A 21,326-nucleotide genomic window follows, 5' to 3' on the forward strand; every position below is an offset into this window, starting at 1 on the left:
CTTTTTCTTCTTTTTTGCAAGTTTTGTACCAGGAAAATTCATTTTTGTAATTAAAAAGAAGTAGAAAACAGTTTTTTATTTCCCTTTTCCACTTCTTTTTTTGTATAAATATACTATTTTTTATTTTTCAGATATGGTTCATATTTCTTCTGGAAGAACTTCACCAGTTTTCCCAGTGTTCCAATCAGAATCTCACTCTCCTGGTCACTCAGGCTCTCCTTGATATCATGTATCATATTGCTGTGAAAACGTGCATGATGCTCATATGCCCGGACTCCGGAATCGGTGAGTGATACACGGACTACCCTTTTATCCCTGTCATTTCTGCAACGATTTACATAACCTTTCTGTTCCAGTGCTTCAACAGCTTTTGTCAGGGTTCCTGTTGTAACATTCATCCTCGCCGCCACTTCCGACATCCGCTTTGGTTCATCCAGACCAATTGCTTCAATAATATGCATATCATTCCGGAAATGTTCATGAATTCTCCGGAGATTAAGCATTTTTCCTCAATTTCCATCAAATCATTAAACAGCTTTACCAGAATGTCATTTAAGGTTTTATCCGCATTCATTCTTATCTCCTTTTACCAGACCAGTACCGCTGCGCCCCATGTGAGTCCGCCGCCGAAACCAGCCAGTACAACTTTATCTCCTCTATGTATCATACCATGCCGGTTGATATTATCAAGCAAAATCGGCACACTTGCTGCCGAAATATTGCCACATTCTGTCAGATTTACCGGGAATTTTTCCATCGGCTGTTTCAATCGTTTTGCTACCGCCTCAATAATTCTTAAATTTGCCTGATGCAATACAAAAAGTGAAATTTCCTCTGCCTTTAAATCTGCCTCTTCCAGCACCTTTGTAATGGTTGCCGGAACTGTGCGGACAGCAAATTTATAAACCTCCTGTCCATTCATGCTTACATAACCCAGCGGACTTTCCATCTTATGATACGGATTATTGACTGGACGGTTCTCACATGCCAGTACCAGTCCCTTCGCACCGTCTGAGCCCTGCACCACATGACAGATATTTTCTTCGTCTGCCCGGACTACAGCTGCTCCTGCGCCATCTCCAAAAAGAACACAGGTACTGCGGTCATTCCAGTCCATAATTTTAGAAAGTACTTCTGCTCCGATTAAGAGTGCATTTTTAAATCTGCCACTGGCAATATATGCCTGTGCTGTACTCAATGCAAATAAGAATCCGGAACATGCTGCACCAAGGTCAAAGGCTACGGCATTCACTGCTCCGATTTCCCGCTGCACTTCACAGGAAAGTGTCGGCACAAGATGATCCGGTGTTACCGTCGCTGCAATGATAAGTTCCACTTCTTCTGGCTTCATGTCTGCATCTGCAAGTGCTTTTTTTGCAGCTTCTGTGGCAAGTGATGTCGTTGTCTCTTCCGTTGCAAGGTGTCTTGTTTTTATTCCTGTTCTGCTGGAAATCCATTCATCGGAAGTATCCATAATCTGACTTAAATCGTCATTGGTAATTTTTCTTTCCGGTAACGCACTTCCAGTTCCACATATTCGAATGTTCATGCTCTGCTCCTTTAAAATTTACGGAAACGTTCATAACGTGCTTTTGCAATCTCTTCTCCGCTTTTTCCTTCATATGATTCTAAAAATTCGCGGATACATTTATGCATATAAACTGCAATGGAACTCAATGCCTCATCATCTGCTCCACCATACTCCGGTATAATTTTCTCGATAATGCCAAGTTCTAAAAGATCCTTTGCTGTTATCTTCATTACTTCTGCTGCTTCTTTGGCACGCTTGCCATCCTTCCAGAGAATAGATGCAAAGCCTTCCGGAGAAAGTACGGAATAAGTTGCATTCTCCATCATGCAGACTTCATTTCCAACTGCCAGTGCCAATGCACCACCACTTCCGCCTTCTCCTATCATAAAGGTAATAACCGGAACTTTCAACCCTGACATTTCATAAAGATTTCTTGCAATAGCTTCTCCCTGTCCGCCTTCCTCTGCTTCCATACCGCAGAATGCTCCGGCTGTATTAACAAAGGTGATAACCGGACGATGGAATTTTTCTGCCTGCTTCATCAGGCGGATTGCTTTACGGTATCCTTCCGGAGACGGCATTCCGTAATTATGACGCATGCAGTCCTTCATGTCCTTTCCCTTCTGGATTCCGATTACCGTAACCGGTTGTCCGTCAAGGTATGCGATACCGCCCACAATTGCCGGGTCATCCCTGTAATAACGGTCTCCATGAAATTCTATGAATTTGGTAAAGATACTGTTGATATAATCCTCTGCGGACAGACGGTCTACCTTACGTGCCATCTTAACCTTTTCCCATGCACTCTTTTCTTTTGTATTGTAAGCGCGTTCCCGCATCAGCTCTGTCGGTCTTCCATCTACTTCAGTTGCCGGGTCAAATTTGGCATATCCACTTACTTTATGCATACGAAGGATTTCATACAGACGTTTCTTTAAATCTTTCCGCTCTACAATGGCATCCACAAAACCATGCTCTAACTGGAACTCTGCTCTCTGGAATCCCTCCGGCAGTTTCTGTCCGATGGTCTGCTCAATTACTCTTGCTCCGGCAAATCCAATCAGTGCGCCAGGCTCTGCTAAAATAATATCACCTAACATAGCAAAGCTTGCTGTTACACCTCCGGTTGTCGGGTCAGTTAATACAGAAATATATAAAAGTCCAGCATCGGAATGTTTCTTTAAAGCTGCTGCTGTCTTTGCCATCTGCATCAGGGATACAATACCCTCCTGCATTCTGGCTCCGCCGGAACAGCAGAAAAGAATAACCGGAAGTTTTTCTTCCGTAGCACGTTCTACTGCTCCCGCAATTTTCTCTCCGACGGCATGACCCATGCTTCCCATCATAAATCTGGCATCACACACACCAATAACCGCATCTTCTCCGTAAATCTTACCTTTTCCTACGGTAACTGCTTCTTTTAATCCGGTTTTCTCACGGACTGCCGTCAGCTTATCGACATAGCCCGGAAAATCCAGCGGATTCGTTCCATGCTCTTCGGCAAACCATTCTTCAAAGCTCTGTGGGTCTAATACCATCTTCAGGCGGTTTCCGGTTTTTACGCGGAAATATGCTCCACACTCATAACAGACATAGCGGTTTCTTACTACCTCTGCTTTGTTTACCATTTTGCCACAGGCTTTACAAAGTACTTCCTCTTTCTTTTTTTCTTCCTGTAAAATACCTTCTGTGGCATCCTTTACAGCTCTATTTTCCTTGATTTTATCCAGTAATCTGCTCACTTTACTCACCACTTCCAATCGCAAATGTCAACTCTGCTGTTGCAGCTATTTTTCCATCTACTGTTGCAGTTGCCTTTCCAATTCCAATCGGTCCCTTTACTTTTATGATTTCTGTCTCTAAAACAAGTACATCCCCCGGAACCACCTTTTTCTTAAATTTTGCATTGCTGATTCCTGCAAAATATGCGGTTTTTCCTTTGAATTCATCCTGACAGAGCATTGCAACCGCGCCGGTCTGTGCCAGTGCTTCTATAATTAAAACACCCGGCATTACCGGTTCTCCCGGAAAATGTCCTGCAAAATAAGGTTCATCAAAGGTAACACATTTTTTCCCTACTGCACGAAGTCCCGGCACCAGTTCTTCAATCGTGTCAATCAGAAGAAACGGATGACGATGTGGGATGATTTCCATAATTTCTTTCGTTGTCAGTACTGACATAGTTTCCTTCTCCTTTATGCCTGATATTTTTTCAGAAGCAGACTTGCATTATGTCCGCCAAAGCCCAGTGAATTGCTGATGGCATATGGCACTTCTTCTTCATATGCCTCTTTGCAGTAATTCAAATCCAGTTCTTCATCCGGTGTCTCATAACCTACCGTTGCATGAATGTAACCTTCCTCGATTTCCTTTACACAGGTCAGGCACTCGATGGCTCCTGCTGCTCCAAGAAGATGTCCAATCATGGATTTGGTGGAATTAATCCGGATATCCTTTGCATGCTCACCAAACGCCAGCTTGATTGCTCTTGTCTCAAATAAGTCATTATGATGGGTGCTGGTTCCATGGGCATTGATATAAGTAATTTCCTCCGGATTTACACCGGCATCCTTCATTGCATTTATCATTGCGGTTGCTGCACCTGCACCATCCTCTGCCGGAGATGTAATATGGTATGCATCCGAAGAACATCCATATCCGGTTACTTCTGCATAAATCTTTGCTCCACGTTTTTTGGCATGTTCTAATTCTTCTAAAATTACAATTGCGGCACCTTCTCCCATAACAAATCCACTTCTGTTTTTATCAAACGGAATGGATGCATGTTTTGGATCATCTGAAGAAGTAAGTGCGGTTAAAGATGTAAATCCTGCTATTCCAAGCGGAGTAATGCAGCTTTCTGTTCCACCTGCTACCATCACTTCTGCATCACCATACTGGATGGTACGGAAGGCTTCACCAATGGCATTCGTTCCGGATGCACAGGCGGTACTGATATTTAAGCTCTTTCCTTTTAATCCAAACTGAATGGATACATTTCCTGCTGCCATATTGGAAATCATCATCGGGACAAATAACGGATTTACTCTTCCCGGTCCCTTTTCCAATAATTTACTATGCTCTCTTTCGATTGCCTGTAAACTTCCGACTCCGGAACTGATGGAAGTACCCACACGGTATGCATCCTCTGCTTCCATGGAAAGTCCGGAATCCTCCAGTGCTTCTCCGGCTGCCGCTACGGCAAACTGGCAGAATGCTTCCATTCTCTTTGCAGAGCGAAAATCCATATATTCTTTTGCATCAAAATCCTTTACTTCTGCTGCAAGATGACATTTATAGTCTGTTGCATCAAAATGTGTAATCTCTCCAATACCTACCTTCTGCTGCTTTACTGCAGACCAGAATTCCGGCACATTATTTCCAATCGGGGTAATTGCACCCAATCCTGTTACTACAACTCTACGATTCATGTTCTTATCCTCTCTATCTAAACAATCCATCTCTCGTCATTCGTCATCCGCTGTTCTTTCTAGCTTTTTCATCAGCCAGTATTATTTCTGCATCTACATAGTCATTCCGCCATCTACAGCCAGCACCTGTCCTGTGATATAACCTGCCTCTTCGGATGCTAAGAATGCAACTGCTGCCGCAATTTCTTCCGGCTTTCCGATTCTTCCCAGTGGAATGTTATGAAACATATTTTCTTTTACCGTATCCGGTAAGTCCTTTGTCATATCGGTCTCAATCATTCCCGGTGCTACTACATTTGCAGTAATACCACGGGAGGACAGTTCTCTTGCAACACTCTTAGTCAATCCAATGACTCCGGCTTTGGCTGCACAATAATTTGCCTGTCCGGCATTTCCGGAAATTCCGGATACGGATGATATATTGATTATCCTTCCACTTTTCTGTTTTAAGAAATAGCGGGATGTATGATGAATGGAATGGAATACGCCTTTTAAGTTTGTCTCATAGACTGCATCAAATTCTTCATCATTCATCTTCATCACAAGATTATCTCTTGTAATTCCTGCATTATTTACAAGAATATCCAGATGTCCATATTTCTTTATGATATCTCTGATCATGGTCTGACATGCCTCGTCATCTGCCACATTGCACTGATAGGATTCTGCTCTGCCACCCATATCGGTAATCATTTTTACTACTTCTTCAGCCCGCTCTTTACTGCCATTGTAATTTACAATTACCGTTGCTTTTTCTTCTGCCAGACGAAGTGCAATGGCACGGCCGATTCCTTTGGCTGCACCGGTTACCAGTGCTACTTTATTCTCCAACATAGGCTTTATAATCCTCCAGTTTTTCAATGCTTATCGTCTTGACATCCCGGTTGATTTTACGCATAAATCCAGATAAAGTATGTCCCGGTCCGATTTCTACGAATTCATCATAACCGTCCGCGATCAGACGCTCGATGCTCTGCTGCCATCTTACAGAAGAAGATACCTGCTTCTTTAACAGCTCTTTTACCGGTTCTGTTGCGGTAACGTAATCTGCTGTCACATTGGTTACATACGGAATGCTAAATTCCTGCAGCTTTGTATTTTCCAATACTTCTGCTAATTTTTCTCCGGCTCCGGTCAACATGGCGGAATGGAACGGTCCGCTTACTTTTAACGGAACCACACGCTTTGCTCCAGCTTCCTTTAATGCTACACCAGCTTTTTCTACTGCCGCTTCTTCTCCGGTAATTACAATCTGTCCCGGACAGTTATAATTTGCTATAGATACAATTCCTTCGGTATTGCTGCATACTTCTTCAATTGCCTTCGCATCCAGTCCTAAAACGGCTGCCATTGCTCCGCCGGTTGGTACTGCTTCCTGCATAAAGATTCCTCTTGCACGAATGACACGGAATGCATCTTCCATACTCATGACACCGGATGCAATCAATGCACCGTATTCTCCAAGGCTTAATCCTGCACAAGCTGCCGGTTCTTTTCCAGCTTTCTTTAATGCTGCATAAATTGCTGCCTCTGTGGTCAGCATGGCAATCTGTGTATACTCTGTAATATTGATTTCTTCATTTTCTTCAAAACAAAGCTTTGCAATATCAAGTCCGGTTACTTTTGAAGCAAGCTCATATACGGCTTTACTCTCTTCACAGGCATCATAGAAATCTTTGCCCATTCCAATATACTGCGCTCCCTGTCCAGGGAACATGAATACAACCTTACTCATTTTCTTCTCCTTATTTCCGATTCATCAGACGTTCTGCTTCTGATACGATAGAAGTAATAATTTCCTTACAGGACAATTCATCCTGTATCATTCCGGCAATCTGACCTGCCATCAGACTTCCATTTACCACATCGCCGTCCATCACTGCTTTGCGGAGGGAACCAAGGGTAAGCTGTTCTAATTCATCTAATGTTGCGCCTTCTTTTTCCATCTTCAGATACTCACGACTCATCTTATTACGGATGACACGGATTGGATGTCCGGTACTGGAACCTGTTATTTCAGAATCAATGTCTTTGGATTTTATCAGCTTCTCTTTGTAGTTTGCATGTACGATAGATTCTTTAGCTGCCACAAATCTTGTTCCCATCTGAACTGCTTCTGCACCCAGCATAAATGCTGCAGCCATTCCTCTTCCATCTGCAATTCCTCCGGCTGCAATCACCGGTGCATCAATGGCATCTGCCACCTGTGGCACCAATGCCATAGTTGTAGTGGAACCGATATGACCACCGGATTCCATTCCCTCTGCCACAACAGCATCTGCGCCACCGCGGACCATAAGTTTTGCCATGGCTACACTTGCTACTACCGGAATTACTTTAACACCTGCTTCTTTCCAGAGGCTCATGAATTTGGCTGGATTTCCGGCTCCTGTTGTGACAACCGGAACCTGCTCCTCAACTACCACCTTTGCCACTTCCGGTGCATTCGGATTCATCAACATGACATTTACACCAAATGGTTTGCTGGTGCGTTCCTTCACCTTGCGAATCTGCTCCCGAACCACTTCAGGTGGAGCACTGGCTGCACCGATAATACCAAGTCCACCTGCTTCAGATACTGCAGCAGCCAGATGATATTCTGCAACCCATGCCATTCCGCCCTGGATAACAGGCTCTTCTATTCCTAACAGTTCTGTGATTCTTGTTTTCATATTTTATTCCTCAACGCCCTTTGCTTTTAAGTAGTCAATAACATCTCCTACAGTTGCGATTTTCTCTAAATCTTCTGACGGAATCTCTACACCGAATTCTTCTTCCATGCTCATAACCAGTTCAAACAAGTCTAAAGAATCTGCTCCTAAATCATCCTTGAAATTGGATTCTGCTTTTACCTCTCCATCATAGTTTAACTGCTCTTTGATTAATTCTGCTAATTTCTCTAACATTATTTTGTTCTCCTTTTTTGTCTTTTCTTTGATAATACTTTGAGTTACAAATATTTTGATTATCAAATTATTTGCAACTCAAAGTATATACATAAGCATTTCTGTTGTCAACTATATTTTTACTCAAGGAATAAAGAATGTGCCTTGGCACATTCCCGCGCCTGCGGCGGTCGCTTGCGACATCTACCTTATACGCCGCAGTGTGCATCCTCGCGGAGCGTTTTTTACTTTACAGGAAAGCAATTTCCTGTAAAGCAAAAAAGACAGTGTCGGAACTTTTCTGTTCTTTCACTGTCTTATGTTGGTTACTTCTTTTATTTTTCTATCGCTTATGCAGCTTTCTTACGATTTGATACTACAAAGTAAACACCTACTAATAATACTCCGATGCATAAGAAGAATACCGGATTGATACCGTCACCTGTCTTTGGTGTGCTGTCCTTCTCATGGTTGTCGGAAGTTACAGTCTTACCGGAATTGCTGTTCTTGGTAGCGCCAATCACATTTCCGCCGGTCACTGCTGTGCCGCCACCGGTTACTGTAGTAGCGGAACCACTTCCGTTGTTGCTGTTGGAAGTATCTGTTGAACCATTGCTATTGGAATTATTTCCATTATCCGGAGTCGGCTGTGGATTCTCCCCTCCAAGGCTCTGGAAACTGATTCCATTTCCGGTTGCATATACCTGTGCCTGTGTTCCCGAATAACCGGAAATTGCGGATGGACTCCAGCTGCTCTGGCTTCCGATTGACGTTACACTTGCCGGAATCAAAATTGTACTGATACTGCTGCCACTGAACGCATCTGTTTCAATAGTATTAACAGAATCCGGAACTGTCAGTGAAGTAACCGACTTGCAGTTTGCAAAAGAACCTGCTCCGATGGTTACCGTACTGGTCGCAATTTTTGCACCGGATTTTCCCTCCGGGCAACGGATTAACCTAGTCATTGCTTTGTTATAAAGACATCCGTCACTGGATGCATATGTACCATTTCCTGATGCAACACTGATGGATGCCAGTCTGCTGCAGCCGGTAAATACGTTGCTTCCGATGCTGGAAACGCCAGCCGGAATTGTAATTCCGGTTAAAGAAGTACAATCATAAAATGCTTTATCCCCGATGCTTCCTACGGATTCCGGAATTGTAAACTGGGATAATGAACTGCACTCTGCAAATGCCTGGGAACCAATGGATGAAATTGAAGTTCCAATAGATACACTGGTAAGGCTTGTACAGTTATAAAATGTCTCTGCCGGAATAGAACCGATATCTCCTTCTATGCTGACAGAACCAAGGCTTGTACAGTTATAGAAAACTGCACTTCCCATTCCAGTCACATAAGATGGAATCGTTACACTTGTAATGGATGTATTGGATGCAAATACACCACTTGCAATTGTAGATACTGACTCTGGAATTGTAATTGCTCCACCGGCTCCGCTGTAGGCAACCAGTGTTCCACTGTCATCTACTGTAAATCCATTTTCATCTGTTGTCTCGTCTGCCCGGACTGTCTGTCCCGGTATCACTGCCAGCAGCAAACATACTGCTGCAAAAATAGAAAATCCTTTTTTCAATATCTGCATCTCTCATCTCTCCTAGCTTTATCTGCTTGATACATTATACTTCTTATCTACTTACTGTACACGCTTTGCCAGTATAAACATTCTTCCGTCCTGTGTATAATTATTGCAGGTAGAAAGAGTCAGCAACTGGTCTCCATAAGTACTGTCTATCTCTGTGCCATATACAGAAAGCTGTGCCACATTATTTAAATATTCCTGATATTCTTCTTCGGAATCTGTATTCAGAAAATTATAATACCGGAATACATTTTCATCCTGATACTGGACCTCCGATAATCCCACTTCAATGACTTCATAGACTCCTCTTTCATAAAGAGTATTAAACTCTATCGTCTTATGGGCATTGTAGAAATCTTCGTCCAGATATTTCTTTAATTCGCCAAACATCATTCCGCTTTTCATATTATGTCCGTAAATGATGATATTGGTATCCCTGTTTATGTAATCATTTCTGGCATCGATAAAAAGGGTGCCATTCAGGTCGTCATTTTTATCAAAATCATGTTTCAGATAATAATCCGGTTCTTCCTGTGAAGACTGCATGACCGGATAATCAATATCCGTATCCGGAATATGTAACCATCCGATTAATTCCGGATTTTCCGCATACAGGGAAACATAATCCTCTAACATAATCAGTGGCTGCTCTGTTGTCTCTCCTGTTTCAGTTGCATCTTCTGTATTTTCCGGATTCATCTGCTCCGTTCCTGTTACAAGGTGCTCTACTACATTATTCTGTTTCTTATTCTGTAAATCCTTAAGCCTGTTAGCAGCTTTATAATCCGCATATTCCGAAATCGCATAATATCCGATACAGGCTGTCGCAACAATGATGCATACGATGCCGACCACCTTCTGCCAGGTAAAATGAAATGGCAGCTTTGCTTCTGCTTCCGCTTCTTCCTTGGCAATTTTTTCTTCTATCATGTTCTGCGAACTATCCGCAACAATATCTGAAATGCACCAGAAGAACGATTTTCCGATTTCACTTTTAAAACGGATTTTCTTCGTGCGCATCATGGTATATAACCGGATTGCCACTTCCGGATCATAAATATCCAGTTCATCGGTAATATACTTGATTTTCTTTAAATCTTCCTGCGCCTGCCTGTATTCCCTTAAGGTTTCGAATTCATAATCGCCTATTTTATAAATCTTTTCATCCATAATTTATGATTCATCTGCCTTATCTTCTCATGGTCCAGGTAGTTTTATTATAGGTCATTTTGTCATCTTTCGCAAGATTTTTCCGCAAGATATACACAATGTACCATTTCTTATTTTTATATCGTCTATATCTTGCGCTTTCTTTAGTCTAAATTGGATTTTTCCAGCAAATAATGGAACATCTGCTCCGCTGCTTCCTTATGTTCGGAGCCAAGGGCAATTCCAAGAATACATTCCTTGTCATAATAACCGTGTTCAACCGGCCAGCTTCCGGCTCCAAGACGGATGCCTGCTGCAAAAGTATCTCCGGTGTCCTTATCCTCTACATAGAAGATATAATCCTTTAACTGTTCCAGCTCGTCTTTGGAAAAGTACTGCGTCAAATCTGCTATGGCACCAGACTGGGCAAGATTTTCAAAAACCATTTCATCGGCACCCAAAACATCTACTCCACCGCCTGCAATCACTGTCTGCAGGGACTGATAGGAATAGAGATTACTGGTATCTGTGCTGGTTAAATCCACATAATATGCATCATTTACCACAACCTCCTGGGCTGCTGTATCATATCCATATTGCTCCATGAATTCTGAGAAATCCGGTTCTTCATCTGCCGGCATACTCTTTGCATTTACTAATACAATCTGGGAAACATCTTCCTTTGTGGTCATATAATGATGTACCGTCATACCAATCAAAATAATCACTGCAACTGCTGCCAGTATTACAAGTCTGTAATAGTCCCAGACAAATCCGATTCGCTGTTTCCAGGTCATTGTCTTTAAATCAGCTTTCTTTTCCATATTATCGCCTTTCTTCCTCTGCCGGAGCTATATTATCTCCTGTAGTGTCATTCTCTACGGTATCATTCTCTGCTGCATTACCCTCTGTCACATCTGTGTCACTCTCCGCAACATCGCCTGTACCAAGAGGTGCCACAAAATCTGCATACGGTAATTCTTTATGTAAATTTTCCATATAATCATACCAGATTTCTCCCGGATAGCTGGCTCCTGTCAGTCCTGGAAGTTCTGCCGGAATATCATATCCAACCCAGACGCTGGTGGTGTAATACTTTGTATAGCCTACAAACCAGCCATCCTTATTGGAATTGGTGGTTCCTGTTTTCGCTGCACTGGCAGTCTCGGACAATGCCAGTCCCTTTGCTGTTCCTTGTGTCAGAACACCCTCTAATATATTGGTCATCCAACGGGCTGCATTGGTTTTATAAACCTGCTTTTCATCGACAATTTTCTGATAGATTGCATTTCCGTCTGCATCCTGTATCTCTACAATGCAGGTAGGCTCCCGGTATTTTCCATCATTTTCTATGGTGGCATAAGCCGCCGCCATTTCTACCGGAGAGACTCCATTGGTAAATCCACCCAGGGATGCCGCCGGTCTTTCATCCTCCGGGGACAGCTTTGCAAAATTCATCTCCTTCAGATAGGAAATTCCTGTAGTGGGAGTCATCTCTTCTAAAAGATTCCACGCCACTGTATTAATGGAATTTTCTACTGCATAACGCAAGGTTACGCTGCCAAGATACCTGCCACTGGCATTTCCGGTCCATCCTCAATCGGTGCATCTTCCACCACAGTATCCGGGGTATAGCCCCGCTCCAGCGCCGGTGTGTATACAATCAACGGTTTGATGGCACTACCCGGCTGCCGGTAACTCTGATAGGCGCGGTTTAGCATATGCCCGTCATATTCCTGACTTCTGCCGCCTACGACTGCCTTTACAAAACCAGTCTCATTGTCAAGGCATACTGCCGCACTCTGCAATGTATAAATGCCCTCTTCATTGACATCGGTAAAATCCTGCAGCTTCTCATCCACTGCATTCTGAAGCTGCTCTTCCATATTTAAATCAATGGAAGTATAGATTCTATAGCCTCCTGTATAAAGAGACTGTTCGCAGGTTTTATACTGCTCCTGATAGGCTTCTTCATAGGTCTTTCGATCTTCCTCCGAAGAAAAATCTGTCCGGAATTCAAAACCCTGCTGCTCCATCAATGCCCGTGTTGCACAATAGCAGGCATAGGTCTCTACCGCATCATAACGCTTTGTTGGCTCTGCTGTGCTGAGTACAATCGTTTCCTGTTTGGCATCCTTATATTCCCTGCGGCTGATTTTGCCATCTTCATACATGTTTTTTAAAATGCGGTCACGCCTTCCTAACGTATTATCCGGGTTCTTATAAGGATTATACATCGTCGGATTATTCGGTATCGCACAAAGATATGCCATCTGGGACAATGACAAAAATGAAACATCTGTATCAAAATATCCCCGGCTCGCCGCCTGAATGCCATAATATCCATTTCCAAAATAAATATTGTTAAGATAAAACTCTAAGATTTCATCCTTGGTATATTTCTTTTCCAGCTCTGTGGCAATGAATATTTCTTCCATTTTTCGCTGCCACGTTCTGTCATTATTTAGGAAAATGGTTCTTGCAAGCTGCTGCGTAATGGTACTTCCGCCCTGGGTTACTTCTCCGTTACGCACCATTGCCCAGACTGCACGGATAATTGCCTTAAAATCGATTCCGCCATGACTGTAAAATTTTTTATCTTCAATACTGACCATGGCTTCTTTGACTTCTTCCGGTATCTCATCACTGGTCAGATAGCTTACATCCTTGGTGCCACGAAGTGACATGATTCTCGTTCCATTCACATCATAAACCTGGCTGGTCTGCTCCGCCCGGAATGTGTCCTTCGTCGACTCTTTTACAAACCGGACTGCCTCTTCATGCATGGCACTGACCTGACTGGCATACCCGCCAAAATAGTAATACGCCAGCCCGCCGATTACCAGAAGTATCAGAACTATCTGCAGCTTTACAAAAAGCCAGAAACCACGGTATTTCTTTTTCCTTTTTTTCTTCTCTTTATGGGACATGGGATTCCTCCATATTGCTCTATTTTACACTGTTCCATAAAAAGATACAAGGCTACTGTTCCATTTGTCTTCCTAAAAATCCCGCCGCTGTAATAGCAAGCTTGCTTTCGGTTTCTCCCATTTTTGCAGTTTCATTTTTCTCATATAAAACAACTGCTCCGATGGCATCTCCTTCACAGATAATCGTGCTGATTGCCTGGTCATGATAGTTCCCGGTATCATCTAAGGTAATTCGTACAAATTTGCTGTCTCCCTGCTGTGCAAGAATATTTTTCCGGTCTTCGATCAGTTCCTCTAACTGCCTGCTGATTGGTTTTCCTTCGAATTCCTTCTTTCCGTTTCCTGCAGCCGCAATCACATGGTCCCGGTCGGTAATACATACCAGATGCCCGGTGCTCTGTGCCAGGCTCTCTGCATACTGTCCGGCAAACTGGCTCAGTTCTCCAATCGGTGAATATTTCTTAAGAATAATCTCACCTTCCCGGTCTGTAAAAATTTCCAGCGGGTCACCTTCCCGGATTCGCAGTGTCCTGCGGATTTCCTTTGGCACTACAACTCTCCCCAAATCATCTATTCTACGTACAATTCCTGTTGCTTTCATTAAAAATTCCTCCTGTTTCCTACATACTTTCCATTTTTGTGCTGTATGGGTAGTATGTGGAAAACAGGAGGAATTATGCAAGCCTTCCTCGTATTTACATTTTTAAATCACTGGTGTTTTTATTAGCCAAAATCAATCTTTTTTCATTTTTGGCTGATAGCTGCAACCAAACAGTACTGGCAGTGCAAACAAAATTAACGGCTTCATGATTTTTCCTTCCGGTTTAAGATTGTAAATGCAACAACACAGATGATTGCGGAAAGCAGGGAGCCTGCTGCCGTTGCCAGTCCCATTGGGAATAAGGTATCCGGGAATAAAGTCGAAGTCAGATAAACGCCCGGAATTCTTACCAGTGTAATTGCAATGATATTATGTAAAAATGAGATGCCGGATTTGCCGCAGGCACAGAAATATCCGCTGAAGCTGAAATGAATTCCTGCGAACATGCAATCCCAGACATATCCCCTTAAGTATTGACCTCCCAGACGTACCACTTCCGCTCCCGATGCATCCGATGCATCTGTAAATAACGCCACCACCGGACTGGCGAAGAACTGCATGAAGATTCCTACGATAATTCCAAAGCCCACTGTAATCATCACAGCATAGCGCAATGTTTCATTGGCACGCTGCCTCTTTCCCGCTCCGATATTCTGTGCACCAAGTGCAGATACTGTTGATAACATGGAGGACGGAATCAGGAACAGGAAGCTTATTATCTTTTCCACGATTCCCACAGCCGCTGCATCATTTAATCCACGCTGGTTCGCAATGATGGTGATAATCATAAATGCCACCTGAATGAAACCGTCCTGCAATGCAATGGGAATACCGATTTTTAAAATCTGTCCCATTACATTTCGGTTCGGTCTGAAATCTTTTCTGCTAAAAGAGAATTCTTTCCGCTGTCTGATAATCATACACAGGGAAATAACTACACTGATTGCCTGGGCACAAGTGGTTCCAAGAGCTGCACCTGCCGGTCCAAGATGCAGTCCGCCGATAAATACATAATCCAAGACAATATTTGCCGCACATGCAATGGCAATAAAGTACATCGGACTCTTGCTGTCACCCATACCACGGAAAATTGCACTGATAATATTATATGCTGTAATAAAAGGAATCCCGATAAAGCAGATGGTAAGATAGGATATCGTTCCCATTACTGCTTCCTGTGGTGTAGACATTACTGTTACAATTGGTTTTGTCAGCAAGAGCAGCACCGTCATCAGCACAAGGGCAACTCCCATAAATAGGATTACCGTGTTTCCAATTCCTTCTGCCACCCGTTTCTTAACTTTGCTTCCAATCGCCTGTCCGATGCTGACCGTTGTTCCCATGGCAAGTCCCACCAGCATAACTGTTATCATATGCATGACCTGTGAGCCAATGGATACCGCCGTAGTGCTGGCAACTCCTTCAAACTGCCCGATGATAAATAAATCTGCCATTCCATACAATGTCTGTAAAAAATAAGATAAAAGGTATGGCAGCGAAAATATAATTACATTTTTAAATACACTTCCTGTAGTAAGATTCCGTTCCACCATTTCATTCTGCTTCCTCTAAGCCAGCGCTGCGCCCAGATGACGGGTCAGCAAATCCACCAGCCATGCATGGTCTTCTGCTGACAGCTCGCTCTGCCTTACCAGAATCACCTGATTGGACAGATTTCTGATATAAATATAATTTTCATAGAATCCCCAGTCCTTATAGGCAGTCCACAGATTCACACCCTCCGCTATTTCTGATTTTATGCTGATGCTTTCTTCACTGAAAATATACTTGCGGTGGCCACTTACCAGTGCCTTCTGTGCATTTGCATAAAATCTCTTAAGTCTTGCTCTCTGCTGTACCTTTTTCCCGCCGCATGCAAAATATAGAAAAGCTGCCCAAAGAATCATAAAAAGTGAACCCATTTCTGCCCTGCCAAGCATAAAGCTTAACATTCCGGACGGCAGACAGATTATGCACATAATCACAGAAGTAATCGTTACCACTTTTCTTCTCTTCCGGTATCCATCCGATTGCAAAGTTATTTCAAGTAGCGCATCCTGCTCTTCTTTTCCGATTTCAATTTCATATTCTAACATCTCTGTTCCCCCATTTTCTTTTCGTCTATTTTTTATTGATTTGATAGACGGAAATCTTCTTATAAGCCCGCGCAAGTGTTTATAAAACCTTGCGAAAATGGCTTAAAATCAAGGTTTTCCGCGTATCGTCATTTATCTTGCCGTATCTCCGTATAAGATGATTTTGTAAGACCGGGCACCATTTTGGCACCACAGATTATAGGAGGACGACATGAAAAACGTACTTTTAGACAAGGGTATTATACTCCCGTCCGGCGAAATCAGCAAGGATAAGGTAAACCTTGTCGCCGGGGCAATCACGCAGTCATTCGCAGAAATGGTATGGGTAACGACAGGCGGCGACATGGAAACCGTAAACCGCTTGACCGACGTACTTGTTACCATGAACACCCCCGCCGACCGGGGGAAGCTGTTCAAAATCATAAAAATGCTCTATGGGCTTATGGGCTTGCCCTTTTCCGAAGAAGCCGAGCCTATGGACGCAGACCCCGCCGTTTTGGAATACTTCATTTTTTCCTTTACGGCAGACTTTGGCGAAGTCATACAAGACCTCATAGCCGAAGAAGCAGAATAACGCACCGCACAGGCGGCGTTTCTCACTTCCCACAAGGAAGAACAGGAACGCCGCTTTTTTCATGCCCTTTGTTACGCAGTAGGCAGGAAAAAGCCCTTGATTTATGCGGCTTTGCGGGCGCGGTTTTCAGCGGATAAGGGATTGATACCTAAACCCTCAAAATCGCGTTTCTATTGCGTAACAGGTATGCAGCAAGGAGTGATGAAGCTATGGCAGTTTTCAGAGTGGAGCGCAACAAGGGCTATACGGTTATGAGCAACCACCACTTACGCAATAAGGAGCTATCCCTAAAGGCAAAAGGGCTGTTATCGCAAATGCTGTCCTTGCCGGAGGATTGGGACTATACCCTTGCGGGGCTGTCCTTTATCAACCGGGAGAAAATCGACGCTATCCGGGAAGCCGTTAAGGAACTGGAACGCGCCGGGTATATCGTCCGTTCAAGGGAGCGCGACGAGAAAGGACGCTTGCGCGGCACAGACTATGTAATCTTTGAGCAGCCGCAGACCCCGCCTGTATCGGATTTACCTACATTGGAAAATCCAACATTGGATAATCCAACGTTGGAAAAACCTACGCAGGAAAAACCTACGTTGGAAAATCCAACGCAATTAAATAAAGATATACAAAGAACTAACTTACCAAAAAAAGAAAAATCAAATACGGATTTATCAAGTACCCATTCCATTCCTATCCATTCCCTAAATCCCTTGCCTTATGGCGAGGACGAAACGGCACAGCCGCCGGAACGGAAAAGAACGGAAAGGAACGACGCTTACAGAGTGTATGAGGAAATTATCAAAGACAATATCGCCTATGACATTCTCTTACAGGACAGAAGCCTTGACCGCGACCGTCTGAATGAAATTGTTGACCTCATGCTTGAAACCGTCTGTACGGCAAGAAAGAAAATCCGTATTGCCGGGGACGATTACCCCGCCGAGCTTGTGAAGTCAAAGTTTATGAAGCTGAACAGCGAACATATCCGCTTTGTGCTTGACTGTATGCAGGAGAACACCACGAAAATCCGCAACATCAAGCAGTACCTAAAGGCGGTGCTTTTCAATGCCCCGTCTACCATTGACAGCTACTATACTTCCCTTGTCGCTCACGACATGGCAAGCGGCGCATTATCCGGCAAGCCTAAATACGGCGACCCGGACTACTACACCTACAACGAGGGCGAAAGCCTGTAAACGAAAAAAGGAGGATTTACCACATGGCACAGAAAACAGGAGCTTTAATTTTTGACGAAACCGCTGACCGCTACGATATTCGCTTTGATATTGCCGACTATTACGGCGGCTTGCATTGCGGCGAGTGCATGGACGTATTCACAGGCGGCAAATGGAAGCCGACCCGGATTGAGTACGGGGACAACTGGTATCTTGTAGGTATCCGCGCCGAGGACTTGAACGGGCTGCGGGTGCGGATTTAACGGGGCGGCGTGAAGAACGGACGCCCTTTTTTCACGCCCAAAAGCGGCGTACCACCTTAACACTATCACTACTACCGGGAAAGGAGGACGGTAAACATTGCAAGATGAAATCAACGAAAAAGTGGTTGCGCTCTCTGTCAAGGGAGCGAAGCTGACCGCTGAAACGCTGCAAAAGGCAATCAAAGCCATGCTTGCACAGGCAAAAAAGCAGCAGGAAAAACAGCCCCACGGGAAGCAGACCCTAAAGCAGCTTGCGAAGCAGAACGCGGGGCTATCCAACATTGAGATAACCGAGGGCAATATCAAAGCCTTTGAGCAGACGGCAAAAAAATACGGTATCGACTTTGCCCTAAAGAAAGACAGCACCGAAACGCCGCCCCGTTATCTCGTCTTTTTCAAGGGGCGGGACGCGGACGCTCTGACCGCAGCCTTTAAGGAGTTTTCCGCAAAGAAGCTGACACAGGAGCAAAAGCCCTCTATCCGAAAGGCACTTGCCACATTCCGGGAAGCAGCAAAGCAGCTTAACGCGAACCGTCAAAAGACAAAATACAAGGACAGGGAGGTATCGCTATGAAGCCGAATATCAAGAAGCTGCTTATCCTAAACGCCCCCTATCTGCTCTTTGTGTATCTCTTTGATAAAGTCGGACAGGCGGTGCGGCTCTCGCCGGGGGCTGACCTCTCCGGCAAGCTGGTTTCCATTGGCAGCGGCTTTTCCGCTGCCTTTTCAAATGCCCTGCCGAGTTTTAACCCTATGGATTTGCTTATCGGCATTGTCGGGGCTGTCGTTATCCGGCTTGCGGTCTATGTGAAAGGCAAGAACGCAAAGAAATACCGTAAGGGCATGGAGTACGGCTCTGCACGTTGGGGCAATGCCGAGGATATAAAGCCATATATCGACCCCATGTTTGAAAATAACGTGCTGCTGACGCAGACCGAAAGGCTGATGATGAGCAGCCGCCCGAAGCACCCGAAGTATGCAAGAAACAAAAACGTGCTTGTCATCGGCGGCTCCGGCAGCGGCAAAACAAGGTTTTTTGTAAAGCCCAACTTAATGCAAATGCACAGCAGCTATGTTGTCACAGACCCGAAAGGAACGGTTTTAATCGAGTGTGGAAAGCTCTTGCAGCGGGGCGGGTACAAAATCAAGGTGCTAAACACCATCAATTTCAAGAAATCCATGCGGTACAATCCCTTCGCCTATCTGCGCAGCGAAAAGGATATTTTGAAACTGGTAAATACCATTATCGCCAACACCAAAGGCGACGGGGAAAAATCCGGCGAGGATTTTTGGGTGAAATCGGAACGGCTTTTTTACTGCGCCCTTATCGGCTACATCTGGTACGAAGCCCCGGAGAATGAGAAAAACTTTACGACGCTGCTTGAAATGATAAATGCGTCGGAAGCCCGCGAGGACGACCCGGAATTTCAATCCCCCGTTGACCTCATGTTTGAACGCTTGGAGGAAAAAGACCCGGAACATTTTGCGGTGCGCCAGTACAAGAAGTTTTTGCTGTCTGCCGGAAAAACAAGAAGCTCTATCCTCATTTCCTGCGGTGCGCGTCTTGCCCCCTTTGACATTCGGGAACTGCGCGAGCTGATGGAAACCGACGAAATGGAGCTTGACACCTTAGGCGACCGAAAGACCGCGCTTTTTGTTATTATCTCCGACACCGACGACACCTTTAACTTTGTTGTATCAATCCTTTACACACAGCTTTTCAATCTGCTTTGTGACAAGGCAGATGATGTGTACGGCGGGCGGCTACCTGTTCATGTGCGCTGTCTGCTTGACGAGTTTGCAAATATCGGGCAGATACCGAAGTTTGAAAAACTCATTGCCACGATAAGGAGCCGCGAAATCTCCGCGTCCATCATCTTGCAGAGCCAGTCGCAGCTAAAGGCTATCTACAAGGACAACGCCGATACCATTGTCGGCAACTGCGATACGACCCTGTTCTTGGGCGGCAAGGAGAAAACGACCCTTAAAGAAATGTCGGAAATCTTGGGGAAAGAAACCATTGACAGCTTCAACACTTCCGAAACAAGAGGACGGGAGCTTTCCCACGGGCTGAACTATCAGAAGTTAGGCAAGCAGCTTATGAGCGAAGATGAAATTGCGGTCATGGACGGCGGGAAATGTATCTTGCAACTACGCGGGGTGCGTCCGTTCTTCTCCGAAAAATACGATATTACCAAACACCCGAAGTACAAGTACCTTTCCGACTTTGACAAGAAAAATGCCTTTGACATGGAAAAGCACTTGCGCCGCCGTCCTGCAATCGTAAAGCCGGACGAGGTATTTGACTATTACGAAGTTGACGAAGCAGATTTGCAGGAGGACACAGAAAATGAATAAGCGTATCAGAAAGAAAAAGGCAAAACAGCAGCTAATCCGGGCTATCAGCGGGCTTGTGGAAGCTGCCGAGGAAATGCAGCGGGAACAGGAACGCAGGACAAGACAGGCAGGTATTTCCTATATCAAGTATATCGAAGCTGTCCGGGAACGGCAGTACGGCATTAAGCCTGTCTACACACCGCTTTTTGAAAAGGAGGGAGCTTAAAGTAAAAATAATAAACACGGGCTACATGGTACGCGCCCCTACTCCTTGCGCGTATCGCGGCAGGAAGCCGCACCCTACAACTGAATACCGCCGCGCAGCAGCAACAAACGCAGCGCGGGGACTTATGACCGCGGCAGTTATCGAAAACTGACCGCCGTTTTTTATGCCCTTTTTCGGGCAGCCGCACAGCGGCAGAAAGGAGTTATATTATGGCATTTTTCAACAGCGCAGTAGGCGTTTTGCAGACACTCGTTATCGCTCTCGGAGCAGGTCTTGGCATTTGGGGCGTTATCAACCTCTTGGAGGGCTACGGAAACGACAATCCGGGCGCGAAAAGCCAGGGCATGAAACAGTTCATGGCTAATTAAAGGGAACAAAAAAGAAAGGAAAACCAATCCAGACGGTATCAGCGGCAGGATACAAGAATAAATTGTGATTTCACAAGATTGGTGCTATAATAAGAGAAAAGTTCCTGCCGGGGCAGCCGCCCCGGTGGTATGGATAGAAAGGCAGGAAAACAATATGCA

The 21,326-nt window shown here is 44.5% G+C and carries 22 protein-coding genes and 2 pseudogenes; 8 read left to right on the plus strand and 16 right to left on the minus strand.

What is annotated here, in order from left to right; all coding sequences use genetic code 11:
* Positions 1–113 precede the first annotated feature (113 nt).
* From DW059_RS12075 to DW059_RS12150, 16 genes and pseudogenes are all read right to left on the minus strand, one after another.
* Positions 114–503 carry a MarR family winged helix-turn-helix transcriptional regulator gene (locus tag DW059_RS12075; RefSeq protein WP_242986242.1) on the minus strand — a complete coding sequence of 130 codons (390 nt, stop codon included), beginning with the start codon at positions 501–503 and terminating at the stop codon, positions 114–116.
* An 83-nt stretch (positions 504–586) separates the two neighbouring features.
* Positions 587–1,549: a beta-ketoacyl-ACP synthase III gene (locus tag DW059_RS12080; RefSeq protein ID WP_117698963.1), complete on the minus strand. Its 963-nt coding sequence runs from the start codon at positions 1,547–1,549 to the stop codon at positions 587–589.
* A gap of 11 nt (positions 1,550–1,560) precedes the next feature.
* Positions 1,561–3,273, minus strand: coding sequence for an acetyl-CoA carboxylase carboxyltransferase subunit alpha (locus DW059_RS12085; RefSeq protein WP_227700682.1), 1,713 nt, complete (start codon positions 3,271–3,273; stop codon positions 1,561–1,563).
* Between the two features lies 1 nt (position 3,274).
* Positions 3,275–3,712, minus strand: coding sequence for a 3-hydroxyacyl-ACP dehydratase FabZ (gene fabZ / locus DW059_RS12090; RefSeq protein WP_117698965.1), 438 nt, complete (start codon positions 3,710–3,712; stop codon positions 3,275–3,277).
* Positions 3,713–3,726: 14 nt separating this feature from the next.
* Complete coding sequence (fabF, locus tag DW059_RS12095; RefSeq protein WP_117698966.1) at positions 3,727–4,962, minus strand: beta-ketoacyl-ACP synthase II; 1,236 nt, start codon at positions 4,960–4,962, stop codon at positions 3,727–3,729.
* Between the two features lie 93 nt (positions 4,963–5,055).
* Positions 5,056–5,796, minus strand: a complete 741-nt coding sequence (gene fabG, locus DW059_RS12100) for a 3-oxoacyl-[acyl-carrier-protein] reductase (protein ID WP_117698967.1) — start codon at positions 5,794–5,796, stop codon at positions 5,056–5,058.
* A complete protein-coding gene (gene fabD / locus DW059_RS12105) occupies positions 5,783–6,697 on the minus strand; it encodes an ACP S-malonyltransferase (protein WP_117698968.1) in 915 nt (304 codons plus the stop codon). Before fabD ends, fabG begins: the two co-directional genes overlap by 14 nt.
* 10 nt (positions 6,698–6,707) lie before the next feature.
* The gene (gene fabK / locus DW059_RS12110) at positions 6,708–7,634 is read right to left on the minus strand and encodes an enoyl-[acyl-carrier-protein] reductase FabK (protein WP_022243651.1); all 927 of its coding nucleotides are present in this window, start codon (positions 7,632–7,634) and stop codon (positions 6,708–6,710) included.
* Between the two features lie 3 nt (positions 7,635–7,637).
* Entirely contained in the window at positions 7,638–7,868 is a 231-nt protein-coding gene (acpP, locus tag DW059_RS12115) for an acyl carrier protein (protein WP_022243652.1), read from the minus strand.
* 329 nt (positions 7,869–8,197) lie between these two features.
* Positions 8,198–9,454, minus strand: a complete 1,257-nt coding sequence (locus DW059_RS12120; RefSeq protein WP_117698969.1) for a leucine-rich repeat domain-containing protein — start codon at positions 9,452–9,454, stop codon at positions 8,198–8,200.
* Between the two features lie 51 nt (positions 9,455–9,505).
* Positions 9,506–10,621 carry a class B sortase gene (gene srtB / locus DW059_RS12125; RefSeq protein ID WP_117698970.1) on the minus strand — a complete coding sequence of 372 codons (1,116 nt, stop codon included), beginning with the start codon at positions 10,619–10,621 and terminating at the stop codon, positions 9,506–9,508.
* A 143-nt stretch (positions 10,622–10,764) separates the two neighbouring features.
* A complete protein-coding gene (locus DW059_RS12130) occupies positions 10,765–11,424 on the minus strand; it encodes a hypothetical protein (protein ID WP_117698971.1) in 660 nt (219 codons plus the stop codon).
* A 1-nt stretch (position 11,425) separates the two neighbouring features.
* Positions 11,426–13,530, minus strand: a pseudogene (locus DW059_RS16750) (transglycosylase domain-containing protein).
* A 52-nt stretch (positions 13,531–13,582) separates the two neighbouring features.
* Positions 13,583–14,131: a stage V sporulation protein T gene (spoVT, locus tag DW059_RS12140; RefSeq protein ID WP_022243657.1), complete on the minus strand. Its 549-nt coding sequence runs from the start codon at positions 14,129–14,131 to the stop codon at positions 13,583–13,585.
* Positions 14,132–14,334: 203 nt separating this feature from the next.
* Positions 14,335–15,684 (minus strand): MATE family efflux transporter, encoded by a 1,350-nt coding sequence (locus DW059_RS12145; RefSeq protein WP_330408412.1) that lies wholly within the window; start codon positions 15,682–15,684, stop codon positions 14,335–14,337.
* A 15-nt stretch (positions 15,685–15,699) separates the two neighbouring features.
* Positions 15,700–16,227: a hypothetical protein gene (locus DW059_RS12150; RefSeq protein WP_117698972.1), complete on the minus strand. Its 528-nt coding sequence runs from the start codon at positions 16,225–16,227 to the stop codon at positions 15,700–15,702.
* Between the two features lie 211 nt (positions 16,228–16,438).
* Between DW059_RS12150 and DW059_RS12155 the strand changes: the two genes are divergently transcribed.
* The 8 genes and pseudogenes from DW059_RS12155 to DW059_RS17675 all read left to right on the plus strand — a co-directional run.
* The gene (locus DW059_RS12155; RefSeq protein WP_117524153.1) at positions 16,439–16,801 is read left to right on the plus strand and encodes a hypothetical protein; all 363 of its coding nucleotides are present in this window, start codon (positions 16,439–16,441) and stop codon (positions 16,799–16,801) included.
* Positions 16,802–17,010: 209 nt separating this feature from the next.
* On the plus strand, positions 17,011–17,994 hold the full coding sequence (locus tag DW059_RS12160) for a DUF6017 domain-containing protein (RefSeq protein WP_117524151.1): 984 nt from the start codon (positions 17,011–17,013) through the stop codon (positions 17,992–17,994).
* 23 nt (positions 17,995–18,017) lie between these two features.
* A complete protein-coding gene (locus DW059_RS12165) occupies positions 18,018–18,236 on the plus strand; it encodes a DUF5348 domain-containing protein (RefSeq protein WP_005422968.1) in 219 nt (72 codons plus the stop codon).
* 97 nt (positions 18,237–18,333) lie between these two features.
* Positions 18,334–18,810, plus strand: coding sequence for a PcfB family protein (locus DW059_RS12170; protein ID WP_005928540.1), 477 nt, complete (start codon positions 18,334–18,336; stop codon positions 18,808–18,810).
* Entirely contained in the window at positions 18,807–20,594 is a 1,788-nt protein-coding gene (locus DW059_RS12175; protein WP_005928544.1) for a VirD4-like conjugal transfer protein, CD1115 family, read from the plus strand. Before DW059_RS12170 ends, DW059_RS12175 begins: the two co-directional genes overlap by 4 nt.
* Positions 20,587–20,799 carry a condensin complex subunit 2 gene (locus DW059_RS12180; RefSeq protein ID WP_117524149.1) on the plus strand — a complete coding sequence of 71 codons (213 nt, stop codon included), beginning with the start codon at positions 20,587–20,589 and terminating at the stop codon, positions 20,797–20,799. Before DW059_RS12175 ends, DW059_RS12180 begins: the two co-directional genes overlap by 8 nt.
* Positions 20,800–21,008: 209 nt before the next feature.
* Positions 21,009–21,167, plus strand: a complete 159-nt coding sequence (locus DW059_RS12185; protein WP_116705496.1) for a Maff2 family mobile element protein — start codon at positions 21,009–21,011, stop codon at positions 21,165–21,167.
* Positions 21,168–21,231: 64 nt separating this feature from the next.
* Positions 21,232–21,326 (plus strand): annotated as a pseudogene (locus DW059_RS17675) (helix-turn-helix domain-containing protein); the annotation flags it as partial.

The sequence above is a fragment of the Roseburia sp. AF42-8 genome (genome assembly GCF_003435965.1).
Taxonomy (GTDB): Bacteria; Bacillota; Clostridia; order Lachnospirales; family Lachnospiraceae; genus Roseburia_C; species Roseburia_C amylophila.